This is a genomic window from Enterocloster alcoholdehydrogenati (genome assembly GCF_013282095.1).
In the GTDB taxonomy this organism is placed as follows: domain Bacteria; phylum Bacillota; class Clostridia; order Lachnospirales; family Lachnospiraceae; genus Enterocloster; species Enterocloster alcoholdehydrogenati.
The window spans coordinates 73105-92153 of sequence record NZ_BLTJ01000001.1 but is presented as its reverse complement, the minus strand read 5'-3'; the positions used below and the strand labels follow the sequence as shown (position 1 = coordinate 92153).

Sequence of the window (19049 nt, the reverse complement as noted above, 5' to 3'; positions counted from 1 at the left end):
CTGATTTGTGTTATTTATTTAACTAATATGCCAGCTGCCTTAATATCCACGCCTTATCGGTGTCTTCCCACCGAAACCCCTGATTCGTTCTTCCAAAATGTCCATATGCTGCTGTTTTAAGATATTGAGGCCGTCTTAAATCCAGTTCAGCAATGATATCTGCTACTCCAAAGGCAAATATATTCTTTGCAATTTCTTCTATGTGGCTGTCCGGGATGGTTCCCGTGCCAAAGGTATTTATGGTAACTGCTTCCGGCTCTGTCTGGCCGATTACAAAAGCCAGAGAAACCTCGCAGCGCTTTGCCAGACCTGCCGCAACCACATTTTTGGCAACATAACGGGCCATATAAGCAGCAGACCGGTCAACTTTTGTGGGATCCTTTCCCGAAAATGCGCCGCCTCCCTGCTTTCCTACGGTGCCGTAACTGTCTACCATCAGCTTTCTTCCTGTTACTCCCGTATCACCGGCCGGGCCTCCGATCACGAAACGTCCGGTAGGATTTACATGGATTCTGGTATCTGCCGTGATCCAGGCTGGATCTACCACCGGATCGATAACCGTACAGCGTATGAATGCCTCCAGAATTTCATGAGAAATTTCCTCGCTATGCTGGGCGGACACTACAATGCTGTGAATTGAAAGCGGAACTCCAGCCTCGTTGTATTTCATGGTAACCTGTGTTTTCCCATCAGGATAGAGGAAATCTGCCTTCTGAGATTTTCTCACATGGGCCAGCTGTTCTGACAGACGATTTGCCAGATAACAGGATAACGGCATAAGGCAGTCCGTTTCATCTGTGGCATATCCATACATGATGCCCTGATCTCCTCCGCCCAGCACTTCTTTCTCTCCCTGGCCGCTTTTTGTTACGCCCATGGAAATATCTGGCGACTGTTTATGTATATTGGTAAGGATCATGCAGCTGTCCGCATCAAATCCGGTCCCCTTTTTTACATAACCAATCCTCCGTATGACCTCTCTCGCTTTTGCCGCAGCGTCGACTGCGGCAGCAGATGTAACTTCGCCCGCCAGCATAACCGTATTCCGTGAAGCCATGACCTCAATTGCCACTCGCGCTTTCGGATCCTTTTCCAGATATGCATCTAAAATACCATCGGCAATCTGGTCACAGACTTTATCCGGGTGTCCCTCTGTTACCGATTCTGAAGATACATAAAAACACCGTTCATTCCCAATTTCTGCCATTTTATCACCTGCTCCCTGGCGCTTAACGGATGGAAAAACCGCTTGTCAGCGTACACCTGCGTCGTCTTGCAAAATGTCGGGCTGAAGTGGTTCCCTCACCGGTAGCGGTAGCTATTGTAAAGCTGGTGTGCCCTTCTTTATCAAAACCAATTCCCAGAAGAGATGCGCCGTTTTTTACAAATACAGAGGTCTGCATTTTCTTGGCTGCACGGTTCAGATGCTCAATGGACTCCGAATGGATCGTCGCTGTATGTTTGTACCCCTGTTCCAATTCCAGCGCTGTTTCCAGCATTTCCTCAAAGGATTCTGCCTTTACTAAGGCGACCAGAGGCATCAAAAGCTCCATGGTAGCGAATGGATGGATCCGCTTTGTCTCTGCTACGATCAGCTTTACAGAGGAAGAACACTTAATGCCGGCATAGGCAAGGATTTCATCTGCGCTCTTTCCCTCCAGCTTTTTGTTGATCAGGCCGTCCTCTGTTACTGCGGCTTTCATAAGCTTTTCTGTTTCAGCGGCATCTTTTACATAATAGACGCCATTTTTCAGAAGTTCATATATAAAAGGCTCTGCCACATCGTTTACCACTACGATGGATTTTTCAGAGGTGCACATTAAATTATTATCAAAGGCTGCTCCCTGAACAATATCCCGCGCAGCTTTGGCAAGATCAGCGGTACTGTCTACCATTGCAACCGGATTGGCAGGACCGGCTCCAATTACTTTCTTTCCGCATGACATCGCCTGACGCAGGGAATTGTTTCCTCCTGTGCATACCACCAGATCCACATCGGGATGGCTCATCACCTCTGCAGTATAGCCCATAAGGCTTTCGTGCAGAGTCACTACCAGGTTATCAATGCCGCATACATCACGGACGGCATCGCTGATCAGACGGATCAGAAACTGTGAAACCTTAACGGCCCTTGGATGGGGGCAATGAATGACCGAATTGCCTGCTGCCAGTATTCCAATGGTATTGCTGATTAAAGTAGCACAGGGATTGGTACATGGCTGTACAGCACACACAACGCCGAATGAGGACAGTTCGTACAGCGTCATGCCATGATCCCCTGTATTAACCTCAGTAATCAGATCCTCTACGCCTGGGGTTTTCTCCAGGGCAAGCTCTATTTTGGCTGCCTTATCCCGAACATTTCCCATTCCGGTTTCCTCTGCCGCCATTGCTGCAAGCTTGCTGATATGAGGGCGCAGAACTTGCTTTATATGCTCCAGAATTTCCTGGCGTTCATTTAATGTCAGTTCCATATATCTGCAGTAAGCGCCTTTTGCCGCCGCAACAGCATCGGTTACGCTTGAGTAAATACTGCTTTCCATGCCTTTTATCCCCTCCTTCCTTTTAAAATCAAGATAAATCACGGATTAAATATCCATTGTATCGACAATTCCTATGATTGCCATATCAATGGCGGCTTCCCGTTTTGTTTTATCAACACGAACAGCGGATCCCTGCCCTATAAGTACGATTTCACCGATCCCGGCCCCGACATAGTCTACGGCCACTTCTTCTGAATCAATAAATTCCCCTTTGCCGTCAATCCTTCGGATGATCATCAGTTTGTAGCCTACAAGGGATTCGTCCTTTCGGGTGGCTACCACGGTACCGATTATTTTAGCCAATTTCATACTGTATCCATTCCTTTCATAGGGATCAGGGATCCTTTAATGCTTATACTGTATCTGCATCGCCTTTGTTTTTACGGTTCGTACCGGGGCCTTTTCTGGCAGTACCGCCTTTGGCCGTCGGACGCTTATTTTCAGCCTTAAGCGCTGTGTTGTTTTTTGTTTTTTCAGTTTCCTGCTGCCCCTCTTCTGAAACAATTTCCGGCTCTGCTGACGGCAAAATATCTTCCGGCTGAGCACAGCCAGCTTCGGCTTCTGTCAAAAGGGGATTGGCCTCTGCCTCCTGCTCCTGGGAAGAAAGCGCTGTTTTTTCCTCTGCGCTTTTTTCACTCACAGGAGATGCCGGACTGCAAAACGTATGTTCAACATAATCTGAAGGCCTCGGAATGACTTTCCAGGAAACCAGTTTCCGGTTTTCAATGGCTGTCTGACGTCCTGCCTGTACAGACGCGTTTACAGCGCCTACATCTCCGGTTACTTTGATGGTCATATATCCGGAGCCCTTTGTATTTTCCACTTCAAGAAGCCGGACGTTTGCTGCCTTTGCCATGGTATCCGCTGCTACAACGGCAGTAGAAAGCCCCTGAACCTCAAGCAAACCCAATGCCTGTTTCATCCTGTCACCTCACAATCTGTCATTTTAATATAATGTTCAAAAATTTTGCCCTGTCTTTGGCCAAGTCTGTAACAATATCATCCGGTTGTACATATAAAATTCCGTCTGAAGCCAGACTCTCCACATTAGACGCCGTTATGATCCGTTTTCTGCTTTTTGGCGCCTCCTGTGGGGAGGGCGTAGAGCAAACGGGCTCATTTTGGAACATCCGGCCGCTTTTTAATTCCTCATGACTGCAGATCTCAATTCCATATTCCAGTACCTGCCTGTAATAACTCATAATCCGATTTACATAGGCCGGCTTTTCTCTGCCGGAAAATCTTGGAATCCCGGAACGGAGAAAGATGATCCTTCCTCCTGCTTCCATGCAGTCGGCGATCCATGAGGTTTCATAGGTATCACTGATACAGAGCGCTGTCTTTGAAAGAATGTCTTTGGAAATAATGGGGAAAAAGCTGATTGACTGCTCCAGATCACAGGGATTTGCCTGGGAACGGAATATAACCTGACAGCAGGAGCCAAACGCGCTGAGCCTGCGCTCATACTCGGTGCCTTTCCAGTCATCGGGAATGACGGTACATACATAATATTCCTTAGAATCCCTTAGCTGCTTCAGCAGTTCTTCATACTCGCCGCGCCAAGAATCCAGACATATCATATATATCTTCTGCCTGTTGTTTCCATCCAGCTCTTTTAGGATACGCAGTACCAGCTCCTTTAAATACTCCTCGCTGATATGCATTTTATTCACCTCGTTTCAAAGAATTCCCCTATCCAACGGATAAGGGAATCCCCCGTTTCTGCCGCTGACAGTCCCGCGTTCTGTCTGCCGCTGTTATTCAAGATGTGGAAGAATTTTTTCAACATCTGTATGCGGACGTGGGATAACGTGGGTAGATACTACCTCGCCCACTGCGGCCGCGGAAGCTGCACCCGCATCCGTAGCTGCTTTGACAGCGCCCACATCGCCTCTCACCATAACAGTAACCAGGCCGGAGCCGATTTTTTCATATCCCACCAATGTTACATTAGCCGCTTTTACCATGGCGTCTGCCGCTTCAATCGCGCCAACCAGCCCTTTTGTCTCAACCATGCCTAATGCATCTGCATTCATATCAGAACCTCCTTAATGGATTTGTTTCTTTACCTGCACTTTTTCAGATATATGGAGTTGTTGTAGATTTAGGTTCATCTCCCAATGCGCCTAACATTTTTTTGCCAGCTTCGATTGCAGCCTTTACAGCCTGTCTTACAGCGCCGGAATCACCGGTGAATGTGAGAATCACCTCGTTTGAATAGCTGGTGCCGTGAGAAGGCGAGCTGTAGCCAACCACCTCTACGTTAGCAGCCTTTACGGCAATATCTGCAAGGACGGTGCCAATGGCCGCCGGTCCCGCACAGGTCATGCCGAACGCTCTTCCAAGAGGAGCGCCAAATGCCTTTTCAAGACAGTAGCTGGCTCTTGCCGTATACTGAAATTCAAGATGGCCAGCATCATTTCCATATACATCTCCAAAATATTTGGGAAGTACCTGAAGGGCAATCTCAACGGCTCTTCTTGCATCAGATACATCGTCAGCGCCGATATAGATTAAGCTGCCGTGTCCGGCGCCTCCCTTGGTATCTCTTGGGAGTTCTACAGAAATAATCTCTGTATTGGTAGCTTTTACTGCCTCGTCTACTGCCCAGATCTGGGGGCCGGCGCCAACTCTTCCGCCGATAATACCGATGGATCGGTATTTGCCCAATTTCATAATATCAACCAGCATGGGATCTACGCTTGCGATCACAAGGCCAATGGTATCCCCGATTGCGGTGCCTACAAATTCTGTAAGTCCGATTCCGCTGTTTGATGCAGCGGCTGAAGCTGTATCGGCTGCTGTCTCAGCGGGCTTAAGACCTAACTCATCAGAAACCTGCTTCATTACTTTCTCAATTAACTGTTGATCCATTATTCTTCCTCCATTCTTAAATTATCTTTCAGCCGCCAATGATGCATTGAAGGCCGCAGCTTTCGACGGCAGCTTTGCATTCCTCCAGATCTTCCGGATGCAGAGGTTTGATGTGGGTCAGCTGATATTCCTTTCCCATAAGGCCATATTTATTCTCACCAAACGAATGATATGGCAGTAAATGTATTGTTCTCACTCCTGTCAGTGTCTTTGCATATTCTGCAATCCTGCGGATTGCTTCTACGGAATAATTAAAACCGGGAATGACCGGAACGCGGACAACTGTGCTGGATATCTGACTGATACGGGGAGCATTTTTTAAAACCAGCTCATTCGTTCCGCCAGTATACATTTTGTGTATATCTCTGTCTGTATGTTTAATATCCAGAAGAACTGTATCCACATAAGGTATCACGCGTTCCACCGCCTCGGCGCTGCCGATACCGGTTGTTTCAATGGCTGTATTCCATCCCTGACCTTTACAGGCCTGTAAAAGCTCAGAAGCAAATTCATACTGCATCAACGGTTCGCCGCCGGATAAAGTGATCCCTCCGCCGGACCGGCGATATGTAGTAGCATCCTTTTTGAGTTCACAAATCACCTGCTGAACGGTCATGATCCTTCCCTTAAGCACCAGAGCTCCTCCGGGACACGCATTTACACATTCGCCGCAGCCGCTGCATCCCCCGCGGTCAATCCATGTTTTATTTTGGGGACTGATTGCCCCCCTTTTGCAGGCCGTTATACAGCGGCCGCAATGGAGGCAGTCATCCCTTTTATACATAACAACAGGCTTTACGCTTTGTGATTCAGGATTGCTGCACCACTGGCATGAGAGAGGACAGCCCTTTAAAAATACGATGGTACGGATTCCTGGCCCGTCATGCAGGGAAAATCTCTGTATATCAAATACGGTTCCCGTTAAATTATAATTGATTGAATCCATGCCAGACTCCCTTCATCCTGATACATGAGATAAAAATCAGAACGTCTGCTCGGTACGGCTGATAATATCATCCTGTACTTCCTTAGCAAGTACGGTAAACTGTGCACTGTAGCCAGCTACGCGGACGACCAGATCTTTATACTGCTCCGGATGAGCCTGAGCAGCCAGCAGAGTTTCCTTGTCAATAACGTTAAACTGTACGTGCATTCCCTTATGGTCAAAGTAAGAGCGCACAACCGATGCAAATCTCATCAGACCCTCATCTCCCGCCAGTGCGGATGGAAGGAATTTCTGATTGTACAGAGTACCGTTGGAATAATTTGCATGATCCAGTTTCGCTACGGACATTGCAGCTGCGGTGGGGCCGTTAGTGTCCATACCCTGCCTTGGAGATACGCCGTCTGCCAGAGGTGTTTTTGCAAGTCTGCCGTCAGGAAGCGCTGCAACGTCTTTTCCAAAGAGGACATTGGCCGATACAGGATAGCATCCGGCCTGGAACTGTCCGCCTCTTGGGTTCTTATACTTTTCTACTTCATAAGAGTAAATCTGTCCGCAGCGTCTGGCAATCATATCTACTTCGTCAATATCATTGCCGTACCATGGTGTGTTTCCCATGATTCTCCTGATATTTGCATAATCAGACTGACTGCAGGAAGGCGCAGAGGGCGCGATTGTCTGTGCTGTCAGCTGAGACTGAAGCTCCGCCAGATTGATAGAGCCATTGTTGCTGAGGATCTTCTTTACAGCCTCGTAAATTCTTTCCTCGTCCGTACAGCCAGAGACAGAGGCAGCGTTAGCAGTACCGCAGGAATAGCCGAAGTTATTAGCCAGCGCTTCCTTTAACTGAGCCATGGTTACTTCTCCGCTCTCAAATACGTGCTTCTTGATCGCACATAATGAATCGCCGGAATCTGCAACGCCGAACGCCTGAGGGCCGGTAAAGTTATAAATAGCGCCGCCCTCCTGAACGCTCTTTCCTCTTCCGATACAGTCATCAACTAATGCAGAGAGGAAAGGAAGCGGAGCGCGTTCTGCGTGTGCGAAATCAACACAGTTATCCGCCTCAGCCAGATGGTATACAAAATATTCCATCTGCTTTTTATATGCTTCAAATATATCTTCCAGACAGGTAAAGGAAGTCATATCGCCTGTCACCGGCCCCAACTGCTTGTCCCCTACCTTACCATTGTTCAGAGTGATCTCAAGCACCTTTGCGATATTGAAGAAAGCAGCGTCATGCCATCCCTCTGTCTTATGGGGGCACTGAGGCTCTACACAGCCAATAATGCAGTAGCTTCTTGCGTCTGCCAGAGACACACCCCGGTTGCACAGGGCGGGAATAATAACTTCATCGTTATACATGGCGGGAACACCCAGTCCTAAACGGGTTACTTCACAGGCCCTGTACAGAAATTCATCCGGCGTATTCTGATGGACACGGATGGAGAAGGACGGTGCAGGCAGCTGTACATGGGCGACTGCCTCCATGCACATATAGGAAACATCATTGGTAGCATCGAGACCGTCCTCTGTCTGTCCGCCTACAATCAGGTTCTGGAACACTGCATAACCGGCAAACGCCTGAGCGGATACCTCATCACGGGTTTTGTTTACATCATTTAATTTCACCCAGATACAGTCTACTAATTCCTGAGCAAATTCTTTGGAGATTCCAGTATCTGCCTTCAGGAACGGATACATATACTGATCAAAGCGGCCTGGGGAGATTGAGTGGCCGTTTGCTTCAATCTGCAGAAGGATCTGTACGAACCAGAATGCCTGACACGCTTCGTAGAAGTTGGTTGCTCCCCGCTCCGGAACTCTGTCGCAGTTGGATGCAATCTGGAGCAGTTCAGCCTTTCTTGCAGGATCCGGGCATACAGACGCCAACTCTCTTGCTTTTGCAGCATAGCGGTGTGCAAAATTGATGGCAGCAGTGTATGTAATAACGACTGCTTCATAGAAGTTTTTCTTCTTGATATATTCAGGATCACTGGTGTCAAGTTTTTCCATGGCATCAATTACCTGTTTAATAATTCCGGTAAAACCGATATTAAGAACCTTGCCGTAATCAACGCATACATGGCCTACGCCGCCGTAGAAATAATTACCTACGGTAAATACGCCGTTAGCGATGCAGTCCTTTGTTTCTTTTGACATATAAGAATCGGCCAGAGCGCTTGTAGTCTTGCCTTCCCAATATTTAAATGCCTCGCGAAGTTCATCCGCTGTTTCCTTTGGAATCTGGAAGGGATCTGCCATTCTGCTGCCCATGGTATCAAATTCCTTTTCAACCCAGTCATAAGAAAACTCAGGGCATATTTCCGTGGAACGCAGATTCTTTGTGATAGAACCTACGATTAACTCGTCATCATGGATAGTGACAGGCAGATTGTTAAAAATCTTTTCAGCCGCTTTTGCGCGTCTCATAATGGGAGACAGCCCCTCTGTCTCCTTGTAGGACTCTGTTACCAGTACCGCTCTTTCAGACTCAACATATGGAACAGCATCCACAATTGCTCTTTTCAGTCGCTTTACTCTCTCGGTAGGCTCTGTAAACCCTTTTGCTAACATAAACATCCTCCTTTATAAATAGTTTTCTGAATCCAAAGGAATAACCAGGATCAAGGATCAGCCCCGTACCCCTCTCTGTTTCATCATACAATATTTACCATTAAAAACGGGCATATTATTAAAACGTAAAAAATGCAAAATCCAAACTTTTTGTGTTTCAGGCAAAGGTAATCCCTAAAAGCTTTAGGAAACCTTTTAACAGTTCTGCGTTTCCGGGCCATGCGGGAGAAGTGACAAGATTTCCGCATACAACGGCTTCATAGGGCTCCTTTTCTGCAAAGACAGCGCCCGCTGCCAGAACCTCCGGCTTAACAGCCGGGTAAGCCGTTACGGTTTTCCCTTTCAGCACATCCGCAGCCGTTAGAATCTGGACTCCATGGCAGATTGCAGCTACCGGTTTATTCAGGTCCATGAAAAAACGGACAAGATCGATCACCCGGCTGTCCAGACGCAAATATTCCGGCGCCCTTCCGCCGGTGAGAAACAGCCCGTCATATCGGTCCAGCTTTAAATAATCAAACGATGCGTTTAGCAGGAAATTATGCCCCGGCTTTTCAGAATACGTCTGATCGCCTTCAAAATCGTGGATCGCTGTTTTGATCGTATCTCCTTTCCGTTTGTCGGGGCAGACCACATCCACCTCTGCACCAGCCATCTTAAGAGCCTGGAAAGGCACCATGACCTCATAATCTTCTGTGTAGTCGCCTGCCAGCATAAGCACATATTTCATTCCTGTACCTCCTTTTTTATATCCCAGGGAAGAACATCTCCGTCCTGGCGAAGATATTCCAAGATATCGCCTACCCCCTGTCCGGTAACTGAACTCACATAAAAAATTTTTTTGCAGCCGCACAGTTCTAACCACATGGTGGCCAGATCCGTCCTTGCTTCCGCTTTATCAATCTGCGTTACGATTCCAATGACCTCTCTGGTAGCCATGGAAACAATATTAGGACTATACAGTGAATAATCCTCTACCGCACTCATCAGGAGTCCTATGACATCCGCCTCATAGGAGTAGAGGATCAGCGCCCTGGCCAGGGTCTTGTTTTCTGCATATTCCCCCGGCGTATCAATGATTACATCATAATGGTTAATGTATTGCGTTTTATGATATGTGATCTTTTTTCCTTTAAGCGCCTGGGTCAAAGTTGTTTTTCCGGCTCCGCTGCGTCCTACCAGCATAATTTTCTTCATAATATCTTTATCACGATCCTTTCAGGCTTTCGTAATGCGGCAGACATTAAAACCCAGTTCAGATGCCGCGTATGCCAGGATGCGTTCAAATGCAATGTTTACATCGGATATAGTCCCGGTAATAATTAAGGTCCCGCTGAAACGGTCAATAAAACCAATTTCAATCGCAGAAGCCTTTATTGCAAGATCCGCCGCTATGATAGCTGTTTCGCTGGGGGTCAAAGTAAGAACGCCGATGGCCAGGCGATGATAATCTACTTTGGGATCCAGCCCCAGCTTTTTATAGATAATTTCGTCAGGACTGGCGATGATGTGAGCCATTGTAATTTGTTTTCCCGGCACGGATTCCTGGATAATCCGCATTAAATCTTCCTGACTGCCATTCCATTTTTTTATCTCCATCCCTTGCTCCGCCTTTCATATTAAACTAAAGCTGTTTTCCCGCCGTTTTGAACAGTTACAATCATTTTAACATTCGTCCGAGGATTTGGTTTAGCAATAGACAGACGGATTTTATGTAAAATCCAAACCATTTTCTCTCCTGGCGAAAAGGGATTGGATTCTTCAATTTTTTAGGCGTTCGTGTCATTGTATTCGCATGAGATTTCTTCTATAATAAAATATAACGGTTCAGGACAGCGTAAAAAAATAATCAATACTGTTTTGTGAGGAGGTTTGAGATGGAACATTCAAATGAAATCCACGCTATTGCCTCGGCGGTTGCCGGGGTTTTAAGGCAGGAGCGTTTAGGACTGCAGAAAGCACTGGAAATGATACGGCGCGCCGAACAGATGTCATTGGAGATACAGGTTCCAATGGCTATATCTGTGGTGGATGAAGGCGGAAATCTGATAGCATTTCACCGAATGGACGATTCGCTTTTAGCCAGTATTGCGGTTTCACAATCCAAGGCATATACTGCGGCCGCACTGCGATGCTCAACCAAGGATGCCGCAAAGATGATCCTTCCTGGAGAAGCACTTTATGGTCTGCAAAATACGCATCCCGGACGGTTCTGCCTTTTCGGAGGAGGTGTGCCGATCATGGTAAACGGACGGTGTATCGGCGGTTTAGGCGTATCCGGGGGGACCGCCGAACAGGATACAGCCGTGGCCGAGTATGCAATAAAACAGGAGACCTGACAGGAAAACATAAGAATGCCGCCAGACGGATCCGGCGGCATTCTTATGTTTAATCACTCTTTTTTGTGGGTTTATAATGGCAGTTGGGGCACTCCTCTACCCCTTTTTGGATATCTTTTTTCTGATACAGGCAGTTAGGGCACTCATCCGGCAGTTCCTCCACTTTGTCTGCTTCGTAGAAATTACCGGAATACTCTTTGTCTTTCATCGCATTTTCCTCCTTCAAGCAGTTTACAACTCTTTAATTTATGATATGATTATAGCACATATAATTTTTTAATAACAGGAGGGACTCTTATGGTAAATCGAATCGTCGGAAAACAGGCTCCTCATTTCTGCATCAAAGCGGTATCTGGAGACGGTGAATATTTTCTCAGGCTTTCTCTTGATACGTATAAGGGACGCTGGCTTGTCCTGTTTTTTTATCCCATGGATTTTACGTTTATCTGCCCTACGGAAATCACTTCTTTCAGCCGTGATTTTGCCCGTTTTAAAGAAGCAGGCGCAGATCTTCTTGCCGTAAGCACAGACAGCGAATATTGCCATCAGGCCTGGATAAGAAATGGCCTTGGAAAAATATCCTATCCATTAGGCTCGGATAAAACCATGTCTATGGCAGCAGATTACGGCGTCCTGTCAGAAGATGAAGGCATAGCTCTTCGCGGGCTGTTTATCATTGACCCGGATCAGACGATCCGTTATAGTGTGGTCCATGATAACAATGTAGGACGCAGTACAAAGGAAACGCTGCGCGTCTTGAAAGCACTGCAGACAGGAAGTCTGTGCGGCGCTGACTGGTCCATCAACTCCCCTGTGCTTAAGTCTGCAGCGTCTGAACATATTTCAGTCTCTCCTGTGCCTTCTTATCATGGAACCATACGGATCTACACTCAGCCAAACTGTTCCTACTGTAGCCAAATAAAGCAGTTTCTATCGGATCATCAGCTAGCGTACGAAGAGATTGATTTGAGCAGCGATCAGGAAGGGCAGCGATTTATGGAAAAGCGCGGCTATTCTGCCCTCCCTGTAACCGTCATTGGGAATCAGGAAATCTCCGGTTTCCGTCTGGATAAGATAAAGGAAATCCTACATATTGATTAAACACTGAAGAAGCCTGTTCCAAACAACAGATTAATAATAAATGTAAAAACAAAAATTGTAAATGCAGGCGGATCAATATGAGAGTCACAGTGGCTGTTAAAGGTCTTTCCCACAAAATCGCCGAATAAAGACGCCAGAATACCAAATACCGTTCCCATCACCGGATTTGCAGAGGTCACAGCTGCAAGCGCTGAGATCAGGGCAATATGATGAGTTCCGGGCATGGCAAATCCTGTCTGTGTAAAAATAAGCGATACAGCGGCAATGCCAAAGCAGAGCACGGGATAGCTTCCAAGAACCGCTGCCGATGCTCCTGTATCCGCTAACGCCTGATATACAAAACCGGAGGCTGTGCCGATTCCAAGGCCTAAAAGAATATTACATACCATGCCTTTTCCGCGGGTAAAATATGCTCTCACCTGTCCGGCCGGGGCTTTTCCGAGCAACCCGCTGGTTCCAAATACAAGACGTGCGATAATTCCCGAAATGATAACTGTACAGCCGGGAAGATCTGTATTCAGATGCAGTACGCTTCCCAACACGTAATGAATCAGAAAACCCAATACGCCAAAAATACCTCCAACCACCAATGTGGCCGGATCAGAAAGCCCATTCAGACAGGACAGGATATCGGTTCCGTCCCCCAGCTTTTTGTTTCTGGCCGCATAGGCTGCCGCTGCTACACCGCCTGCAAAGGCGATATGCGGTCCAAGGTATGACCCAAAGGCGACAAAACCAACCGTCAGATCCGCTCCGCCTGCCATTGAGACAGCGGCTCCCGCAATAGCTACTACACCTGTCAGGATAAACGCAGGAAGCGCCCCCATATACGCTCCTATGATACCTCCTCCAAATGATGCGATTAATGCAAACATATTCATAAAGCAACGATTCTCCCTTCTCTTTTATCTTGCCTGTGAGCAGGCTGCACAATCCCTTGACGATCCCCCTTTCCAATGTGAATTAAGTCAACTTAATTTTACCATTTATATCGATTTTTACTATTATTCTATCTGTACGAAAAAAGGGTAATTTCAAAACCATTTGCACAGACGTGCAAATAATCAAAAAAAGCCAGCGTCTTAAAACGCCGGCTTTCTTTCTATCAGCTTATACTAATGCAAGAGTTTCTCTTGCGATAGCAAGTTCTTCATTTGTCGGTATTACCAGAACGGATACCTTGGAATCAGGAGTAGAAATCACGATCTCTTCTCCGCGCTTTGCATTTGCCTCGTCATCAATGGTAATCCCAAGGAAACCAAGATAGTCACATACTTTCTTGCGGGTGATCTTATCATTCTCACCTACGCCTGCCGTAAAGGCGATTGCATCTACACCGCCCATGGCTGCGGCATAAGCGCCTACATACTTGGCAACTCTGTACACGAATGACTCCAGAGCTGTCTCTGCTCTCTTATTGCCTTCATTTGCAGCGTTTTCAATATCACGGAAATCGCTGGATACGCCGGACATACCGTATACACCGGACTTCTTATTGAGAACATTTAACATTTCATTAATATCCATGTTTTCCTTATGCATCAAAAACTGCATCACGCCCGGATCGATGTCACCGCTTCTGGTTCCCATCACAAGACCTTCCAGCGGTGTTAAGCCCATGCTTGTATCAACAGATTCGCCATTTTTCACTGCAGAAATACTGGAACCATTTCCCAGGTGGCATACAATTGTCTTTAAATTATCGTATGGTTTCCCAAGGAACTCTGCGGCTCTCTTAGATACATAGCTGTGGCTTGTACCATGAAAACCGTATCTTCTGACCTTATACTTCTCATAGTATTCATAGGGAAGTCCATACAGATATGCCTTCTCCGGCATTGTCTGATGGAAAGCTGTGTCAAATACAGCAACCATTGGCGTGTTTGGCATCAGCTCCTGACACGCACGAATACCGATCAGGTTGGCCGGATTGTGAAGAGGAGCCAGATCGTTGCAGGCTTCAATTGCAGCAATCGTTTCTTCTGTGATCCGTGTGGATGAGGTAAATGCCTCTCCTCCATGAACGACTCTGTGTCCTACTGCCCCAACCTCATCCAGACTCTTGATCACGCCTGTTGTGCTGTCAGTCAATGCCTCCAATACAAGCTGAATCGCCTGTGTGTGGGTTGGCATCGGAGACTCCTTTACGATCTTTTCTCCGCCCTCAGGCTGATAAGTAATGCGGCTTCCGTCAATGCCGATTCTCTCACAAAGGCCCTTTGCCAGCACTGCCTCGGAGTCCGAGTTGATCAGCTGGTATTTTAAAGAAGAACTTCCACAGTTAATTACTAATATGTTCATTTAATACATCCTCCAAAAATCCTCATTATGCCTGAGCCTGTACAGCGGTGATCGCTACTACTCCCACGATATCATCAGCACAGCAGCCTCTGGACAGATCGTTGACCGGTTTTGCAATACCCTGGGTAACCGGGCCATAGGCCTCTGCCTTAGCCAGTCTCTGTACAAGCTTGTAGCCGATATTTCCGGCATCCAGATCAGGGAACATAAGCACATTGGCCTTGCCTGCAACCTCGCTGCCTGGAGCCTTTGAAGAACCTACGCTGGGGACAATAGCCGCATCCAGCTGAAGCTCTCCGTCTACCTTAAGCTCAGGATAGGATTCTTTTGCGATTCTGGTTGCCTCTACTACCTTATCTACATCTGCGTGCTTTGCAGAACCCTTGGTAGAATGGGAAAGCATGGCAACAACCGGCTCTTTCTGAACAAGCAGCTCAAAGGACTCTGCGGAAGACTTTGCAATTGCCGCTAATTCTTCGGAAGTCGGGTTCTGGTTCAGACCGGAATCTGCAAAAATAAAGGTTCCGTCAGCGCCGTATTCACAGTCAGGCACAACCATCAGGAAAAATGCAGATACTAACTTTGTGCCGGGTTTTGTCTTGACAATCTGCAGACATGGTCTTAATGTATCAGCAGTAGAGTGGCAGGCACCGGAAACCATTCCGTCTGCATCTCCGTTTTTGATCATAAGGCAGCCGTAGTAGGCATAGTCGGATAAGATAATCTCTTTTGCCTTTTCCGGCGTCATGCCTTTTGCTTTTCTGAGTTCAACAAACAGATCTATATATTCCTGAGTCTTTTCGTATGTCTGAGGATTGATGACAGTGGCGCCTGATACATCCAGGCCGTCTGCCTTATCCGCAATATCTTCCGGTGTTCCGATGATCACCAGATCTGCAATATCCTCTTTTAAGATTTTCTCTGCAGCTTCCCAGGTTCTTCTGTCCATTGACTCCGGGAGCACAATTGTTTTTTTGTCGGCTTTTGCACGTGCTTTAATTGTATCAATAAATCCCATGTAAATAATGCCCCTTTCCTTTATGTTTTAAAAATACATCATTATTATATACTGATGGAAAAAAGGATACAAGCCGATTTTGCGTAAATATTGCACTTTTTTGAATACCTTTTATGAATCTATATCTTTTTTTATGCCCGGCTGTAATAATGCGTGTGCAGCAGCTGTTCGCTGAGCGGACTCATGGGGTTTCCCAAAAATGTATCATAGAGCGTTTTAACTTCGCCGTTATCCAGCGCATTTCGGATTTTACGCATCTGATCTGCCCCATATAAAGAACGGATCCTTGCATTCCGAACACTATCCGGCACTGGAACCACTTTGCAGCCCGGCTGCCCTGCCCCGCTGATACAGCCGCCGGGACAGGTCATAACCTCCACAAAATCAAACTTTTTAATCTCACCGCTTTCAAGCATCTCATGGGCCGCTTTTGTTCCATAAATGACAGCGAGATTCAGTTTTTTTCCTCCCAGCAAAAGAGAGGCGCACTTGACCTGCTCCATCCCCCGCACAGATTCATATTCCCGTATAAACGGAGGCGGATCCTGACGGTTTACTGCGGAATATGCCATTCTTACAGCTGCCTCCATCACACCGCCGGTATTGCCGAAAATAAGACCAGCCCCGCTGCTCTGCCCCATCAGCCCGTCAAATTCAGAGGGTTCAAGAGAATCCAGATCCAGACCTTGCTGATCCATCCATTCTGCCAATTCAGCGGTCGTAAGGACGTAATCGTTGTCCCGCAGTCCGGGGATCTTCCAGTACATTGAGGAGGAACACATCTCCTCTCTGGCAATTTCTGCCTTTTTTGCAGCGCAGGGAGCGATAGCCACGCTGACGATTGTCTGAGGATCTATGCCCTTTTCTTTTGCAAAATAGGTTTTAATTAAGGCTCCCTGCATACTGATGGGGCTTTTTGCGCTTGAAAGATGGTTTACATATTCAGGATGAAATGTTTCTGCGTATTTTACCCAGGAGGGACAGCAGCTTGTAAACTGAGGAAGAGGCCCTTTTCCTGTGAGAAAACGTTTCAAAAATTCAGTTCCCTCTTCCATAATCGTAAGATCCGCGGCAAATGCAGCATCAAGCACATAATCCGCCCCCAGCGCCCGCAGCGCTGAAACCATTTTCCCCTCCACAAATCGGCCTTTTTCTCCGCCAAAACACTCTCCAAGTCCGACTCTGACGGAAGGGGCGGCAGATATGATTACAACCTTATCAGGATCCTTCACCGCTTCTTTTACAAGCTCCCAGTGCCTCCTTACATACAGCGCCTTTTCAGGACAAACGGCTGTGCATTGGCCGCAGTTAATACAGAATGACCGATCCTCGTTCCCGGCGGCCATGTGCATAAGTCCGATCTGCTCTGTACAGACAGAAAGGCAGTGACCGCAGTTTGCGCACAAAGAGGGATCTTTCTGAACAGAGGGATGATTAGCAGCAATAAAAACACAGTTCAGATTTTTATCATCCATTCAGCTTCAGCCCCCTTCTTTTTTCTGCAATTACTTCAAAGATTTTATCAGCTGCTGCATCGATCTCCGTTTCAATTATAAGTTTTCCTCCCGTAATCTGCTCTATCCCCTCTCCAAGAGTTTCCATGATGAAGGGACTGCCTGTAACAAACGGGGGAAGGCCCAAATGAACGTTAAATCCCATGGCAAGTGCAAAAACACCGTCTGCAAGCGCCTGTTCCTCTAGCCACTGAGGCGCTGACACAACAACAGGCAGCTGCGGGATATCCACCCCCAGTTCTGCTGCCAGTTCTGCCGCAGCACATTCAATCCGTCCAATTGCCAGACATGGGCCAAAATTGAGAACCGGAGGGATGCCAAGACTGCGGCATACGCCAGAAAGGCCCGGCCCTGCCTTGGAGACCGCTTCTCTGGACATCAGGCCACAGTTTCCAAGGCTTCCGCAGGTACATCCGGCGGATATTACAAGGATATCGGCAGCTATCAGCTTTTTGACCAGTTCAACCGTAAAAACATCATGCCCCTTGGCCCGAAGATTCGAGCAGCCAACGACTGCGGCTACGCCTTTGATGGTTCCCTTTCTGATCTGTTCCAAAAGAGGCTTAAAGGTTCCTCCTAATGCCTGTTTTAAGGTAATATCCGTTAAGCCAGTCATCGCCTCATGGCAGCCGTGGTGCTTCATGGGGTTGTGCCTGTCCGCTTTTTTTCTCCGGTTATAAGAAGCAATGGCAGAAACAAGGACTGCGATATTTGAATCTTCTCTCCCTGTCCGGGCATAGGAAATCAGATCTGCCCCCTTTTTCTTTGCCGCGTCATCCAGACAGATCATGGAAATTCCCAAATCTTTGCAGATGGGTTCGATTCCCGGAAGAGAACAGTTAAATTCAGATACAACCAGATCAATACACCCGGTAAGCAGGACAGCCTCGCTGGTATAGTTATTGCCGGCATGACCGCAGAACGTATCCTGAAAGAGACCGCTTCGTGCCTGAAAATCCTGTCCCACGCAGGTACAGCCAACCAGGCGGATCCCCTTTGCGCCCACCTGTTCTGCCATTTTCTGTATGGCCGGATTCTCTAAAAGCTCCGTCAGATATCCAAACATGGAATGCTGATGCCCGGTTATCATAACATTGACATATTCAGGATCAATTACCTGCATTCCCACAGGATCAAAGCTGATCTGAGGCTCTCCCATGAGGATATCATTTATCATATTGACCAGAACCAGTCCGTAAATACCGGTAGAAATCCCCAGCCTTAAACACTGCCGCAGCATATCTTCGGGATCGGAGTTAAGATTGGTTGACGTTTTGATGACAGCATTAAAAATCTCATCTTTAGCTCCGCCGGGAAGAAGATCTGCATTGAGCCAGGCCTGAACTCTCATTCCATATGCCAGTTTTTCTGTCAGAACCATTTTTTCCTCGGCCGGCCTTCTGATATCTTCCAACAGGAGATTTGCCAGGTGCAGCGCTTTTTCTTTGTCGCTGTCTCCTGAAATTTCCGTCATACTGCATAACCGTAAAAGGGTATCGCGGCCTTTAAACGGGCGCCCTGAAATCGCAGCCTGCCTAAGCTCCTTTACTGCATTTTCCAGAACATGGATATAGCAGCCGGAACCTGCCGCTACAGAACGCAATAGATTTCTTGCGGCAATTGTATCTGCGTCTGCGCCGCATACCCCTTTGGGGCGGCTCTTTGATATACGGCAAGGACCATTGGAACAGAGCCTGCAGCAGACTCCATCCAGGCCGAACCCGCACTTAATCTCCTGCTGCACCATTCTGCGGTGGGAATGGTCACAGGGCACAGACTCCAAAAAAGTCTGTAATGTCTGATCCGCGCTGCCACACAAAATATTCTTCATACAGCATC

The 19049-nt window shown here is 47.3% G+C and carries 20 protein-coding genes and 1 pseudogene; 3 read left to right on the top strand and 18 right to left on the bottom strand.

Going from position 1 to position 19049, the window contains the following annotated elements; all coding sequences use genetic code 11:
* Positions 1 to 22 precede the first annotated feature (22 nt).
* The 12 genes from metK to HW447_RS00385 form a co-directional block, all read right to left on the bottom strand.
* On the bottom strand, positions 23 to 1207 hold the full coding sequence (gene metK / locus HW447_RS00440) for a methionine adenosyltransferase (RefSeq protein ID WP_176253358.1): 1185 nt from the start codon (positions 1205 to 1207) through the stop codon (positions 23 to 25).
* Positions 1208 to 1229: 22 nt separating this feature from the next.
* On the bottom strand, positions 1230 to 2543 hold the full coding sequence (locus HW447_RS00435; RefSeq protein WP_176253357.1) for an aldehyde dehydrogenase family protein: 1314 nt from the start codon (positions 2541 to 2543) through the stop codon (positions 1230 to 1232).
* Positions 2544 to 2588: 45 nt separating this feature from the next.
* The gene (locus tag HW447_RS00430; protein WP_176253356.1) at positions 2589 to 2852 is read right to left on the bottom strand and encodes a EutN/CcmL family microcompartment protein; all 264 of its coding nucleotides are present in this window, start codon (positions 2850 to 2852) and stop codon (positions 2589 to 2591) included.
* A gap of 43 nt (positions 2853 to 2895) precedes the next feature.
* On the bottom strand, positions 2896 to 3465 hold the full coding sequence (locus HW447_RS00425; protein WP_176253355.1) for a BMC domain-containing protein: 570 nt from the start codon (positions 3463 to 3465) through the stop codon (positions 2896 to 2898).
* Between the two features lie 19 nt (positions 3466 to 3484).
* Positions 3485 to 4207, bottom strand: coding sequence for a hypothetical protein (locus HW447_RS00420; RefSeq protein WP_176253354.1), 723 nt, complete (start codon positions 4205 to 4207; stop codon positions 3485 to 3487).
* 93 nt (positions 4208 to 4300) lie between these two features.
* Positions 4301 to 4579, bottom strand: coding sequence for a propanediol utilization microcompartment protein PduA (gene pduA, locus HW447_RS00415; protein ID WP_002568824.1), 279 nt, complete (start codon positions 4577 to 4579; stop codon positions 4301 to 4303).
* Between the two features lie 43 nt (positions 4580 to 4622).
* Positions 4623 to 5417, bottom strand: a complete 795-nt coding sequence (gene pduB, locus HW447_RS00410) for a propanediol utilization microcompartment protein PduB (protein WP_176253353.1) — start codon at positions 5415 to 5417, stop codon at positions 4623 to 4625.
* Between the two features lie 28 nt (positions 5418 to 5445).
* Complete coding sequence (locus HW447_RS00405; RefSeq protein ID WP_176253352.1) at positions 5446 to 6363, bottom strand: glycyl-radical enzyme activating protein; 918 nt, start codon at positions 6361 to 6363, stop codon at positions 5446 to 5448.
* Between the two features lie 36 nt (positions 6364 to 6399).
* Positions 6400 to 8937, bottom strand: a complete 2538-nt coding sequence (locus HW447_RS00400) for a glycyl radical protein (RefSeq protein ID WP_176253351.1) — start codon at positions 8935 to 8937, stop codon at positions 6400 to 6402.
* A gap of 157 nt (positions 8938 to 9094) precedes the next feature.
* Positions 9095 to 9667, bottom strand: coding sequence for a DJ-1/PfpI family protein (locus tag HW447_RS00395; RefSeq protein ID WP_176253350.1), 573 nt, complete (start codon positions 9665 to 9667; stop codon positions 9095 to 9097).
* Entirely contained in the window at positions 9664 to 10134 is a 471-nt protein-coding gene (locus HW447_RS00390; RefSeq protein WP_176253349.1) for a EutP/PduV family microcompartment system protein, read from the bottom strand. Before HW447_RS00390 ends, HW447_RS00395 begins: the two co-directional genes overlap by 4 nt.
* A 21-nt stretch (positions 10135 to 10155) precedes the next feature.
* Positions 10156 to 10536 carry a BMC domain-containing protein gene (locus tag HW447_RS00385; protein WP_176253348.1) on the bottom strand — a complete coding sequence of 127 codons (381 nt, stop codon included), beginning with the start codon at positions 10534 to 10536 and terminating at the stop codon, positions 10156 to 10158.
* Between the two features lie 278 nt (positions 10537 to 10814).
* Here HW447_RS00385 and HW447_RS00380 point away from each other — a divergent pair, with 278 nt between their 5' ends.
* Positions 10815 to 11276 carry a GlcG/HbpS family heme-binding protein gene (locus tag HW447_RS00380; protein ID WP_176253347.1) on the top strand — a complete coding sequence of 154 codons (462 nt, stop codon included), beginning with the start codon at positions 10815 to 10817 and terminating at the stop codon, positions 11274 to 11276.
* Between the two features lie 49 nt (positions 11277 to 11325).
* Here the strand turns inward: HW447_RS00380 and HW447_RS00375 are convergent, their stop codons facing one another.
* Positions 11326 to 11484 carry a hypothetical protein gene (locus HW447_RS00375; protein ID WP_176253346.1) on the bottom strand — a complete coding sequence of 53 codons (159 nt, stop codon included), beginning with the start codon at positions 11482 to 11484 and terminating at the stop codon, positions 11326 to 11328.
* A gap of 89 nt (positions 11485 to 11573) precedes the next feature.
* On the opposite strand from HW447_RS00375, the pseudogene HW447_RS18480 reads away from it, so the two are divergent.
* A pseudogene (locus tag HW447_RS18480) lies at positions 11574 to 12095 on the top strand (peroxiredoxin); the annotation flags it as partial.
* The gene (locus HW447_RS18475) at positions 12090 to 12377 is read left to right on the top strand and encodes a glutaredoxin family protein (protein ID WP_408609670.1); all 288 of its coding nucleotides are present in this window, start codon (positions 12090 to 12092) and stop codon (positions 12375 to 12377) included. The pseudogene HW447_RS18480 and the gene HW447_RS18475, both read left to right, overlap by 6 nt.
* On the opposite strand, the gene HW447_RS00365 is transcribed toward HW447_RS18475, so the two are convergent.
* The 5 genes from HW447_RS00365 to cooS all read right to left on the bottom strand — a co-directional run bounded on the left by HW447_RS00365 (position 12374) and on the right by cooS (position 19041).
* Entirely contained in the window at positions 12374 to 13258 is an 885-nt protein-coding gene (locus HW447_RS00365) for a hypothetical protein (protein WP_243176163.1), read from the bottom strand. The two genes, HW447_RS18475 and HW447_RS00365, sit on opposite strands and share 4 nt — an antisense overlap.
* Positions 13259 to 13487: 229 nt before the next feature.
* Positions 13488 to 14678: an acetate/propionate family kinase gene (locus HW447_RS00360; RefSeq protein WP_176253344.1), complete on the bottom strand. Its 1191-nt coding sequence runs from the start codon at positions 14676 to 14678 to the stop codon at positions 13488 to 13490.
* 25 nt (positions 14679 to 14703) lie between these two features.
* The gene (pta, locus tag HW447_RS00355; protein ID WP_176253343.1) at positions 14704 to 15696 is read right to left on the bottom strand and encodes a phosphate acetyltransferase; all 993 of its coding nucleotides are present in this window, start codon (positions 15694 to 15696) and stop codon (positions 14704 to 14706) included.
* A 131-nt stretch (positions 15697 to 15827) separates the two neighbouring features.
* Positions 15828 to 17171 (bottom strand): [FeFe] hydrogenase, group A, encoded by a 1344-nt coding sequence (locus tag HW447_RS00350; RefSeq protein WP_176253342.1) that lies wholly within the window; start codon positions 17169 to 17171, stop codon positions 15828 to 15830.
* Complete coding sequence (gene cooS, locus HW447_RS00345) at positions 17164 to 19041, bottom strand: anaerobic carbon-monoxide dehydrogenase catalytic subunit (protein ID WP_176253341.1); 1878 nt, start codon at positions 19039 to 19041, stop codon at positions 17164 to 17166. The genes HW447_RS00350 and cooS overlap by 8 nt, the downstream gene beginning before the upstream one ends.
* Positions 19042 to 19049: the final 8 nt, after the last annotated feature.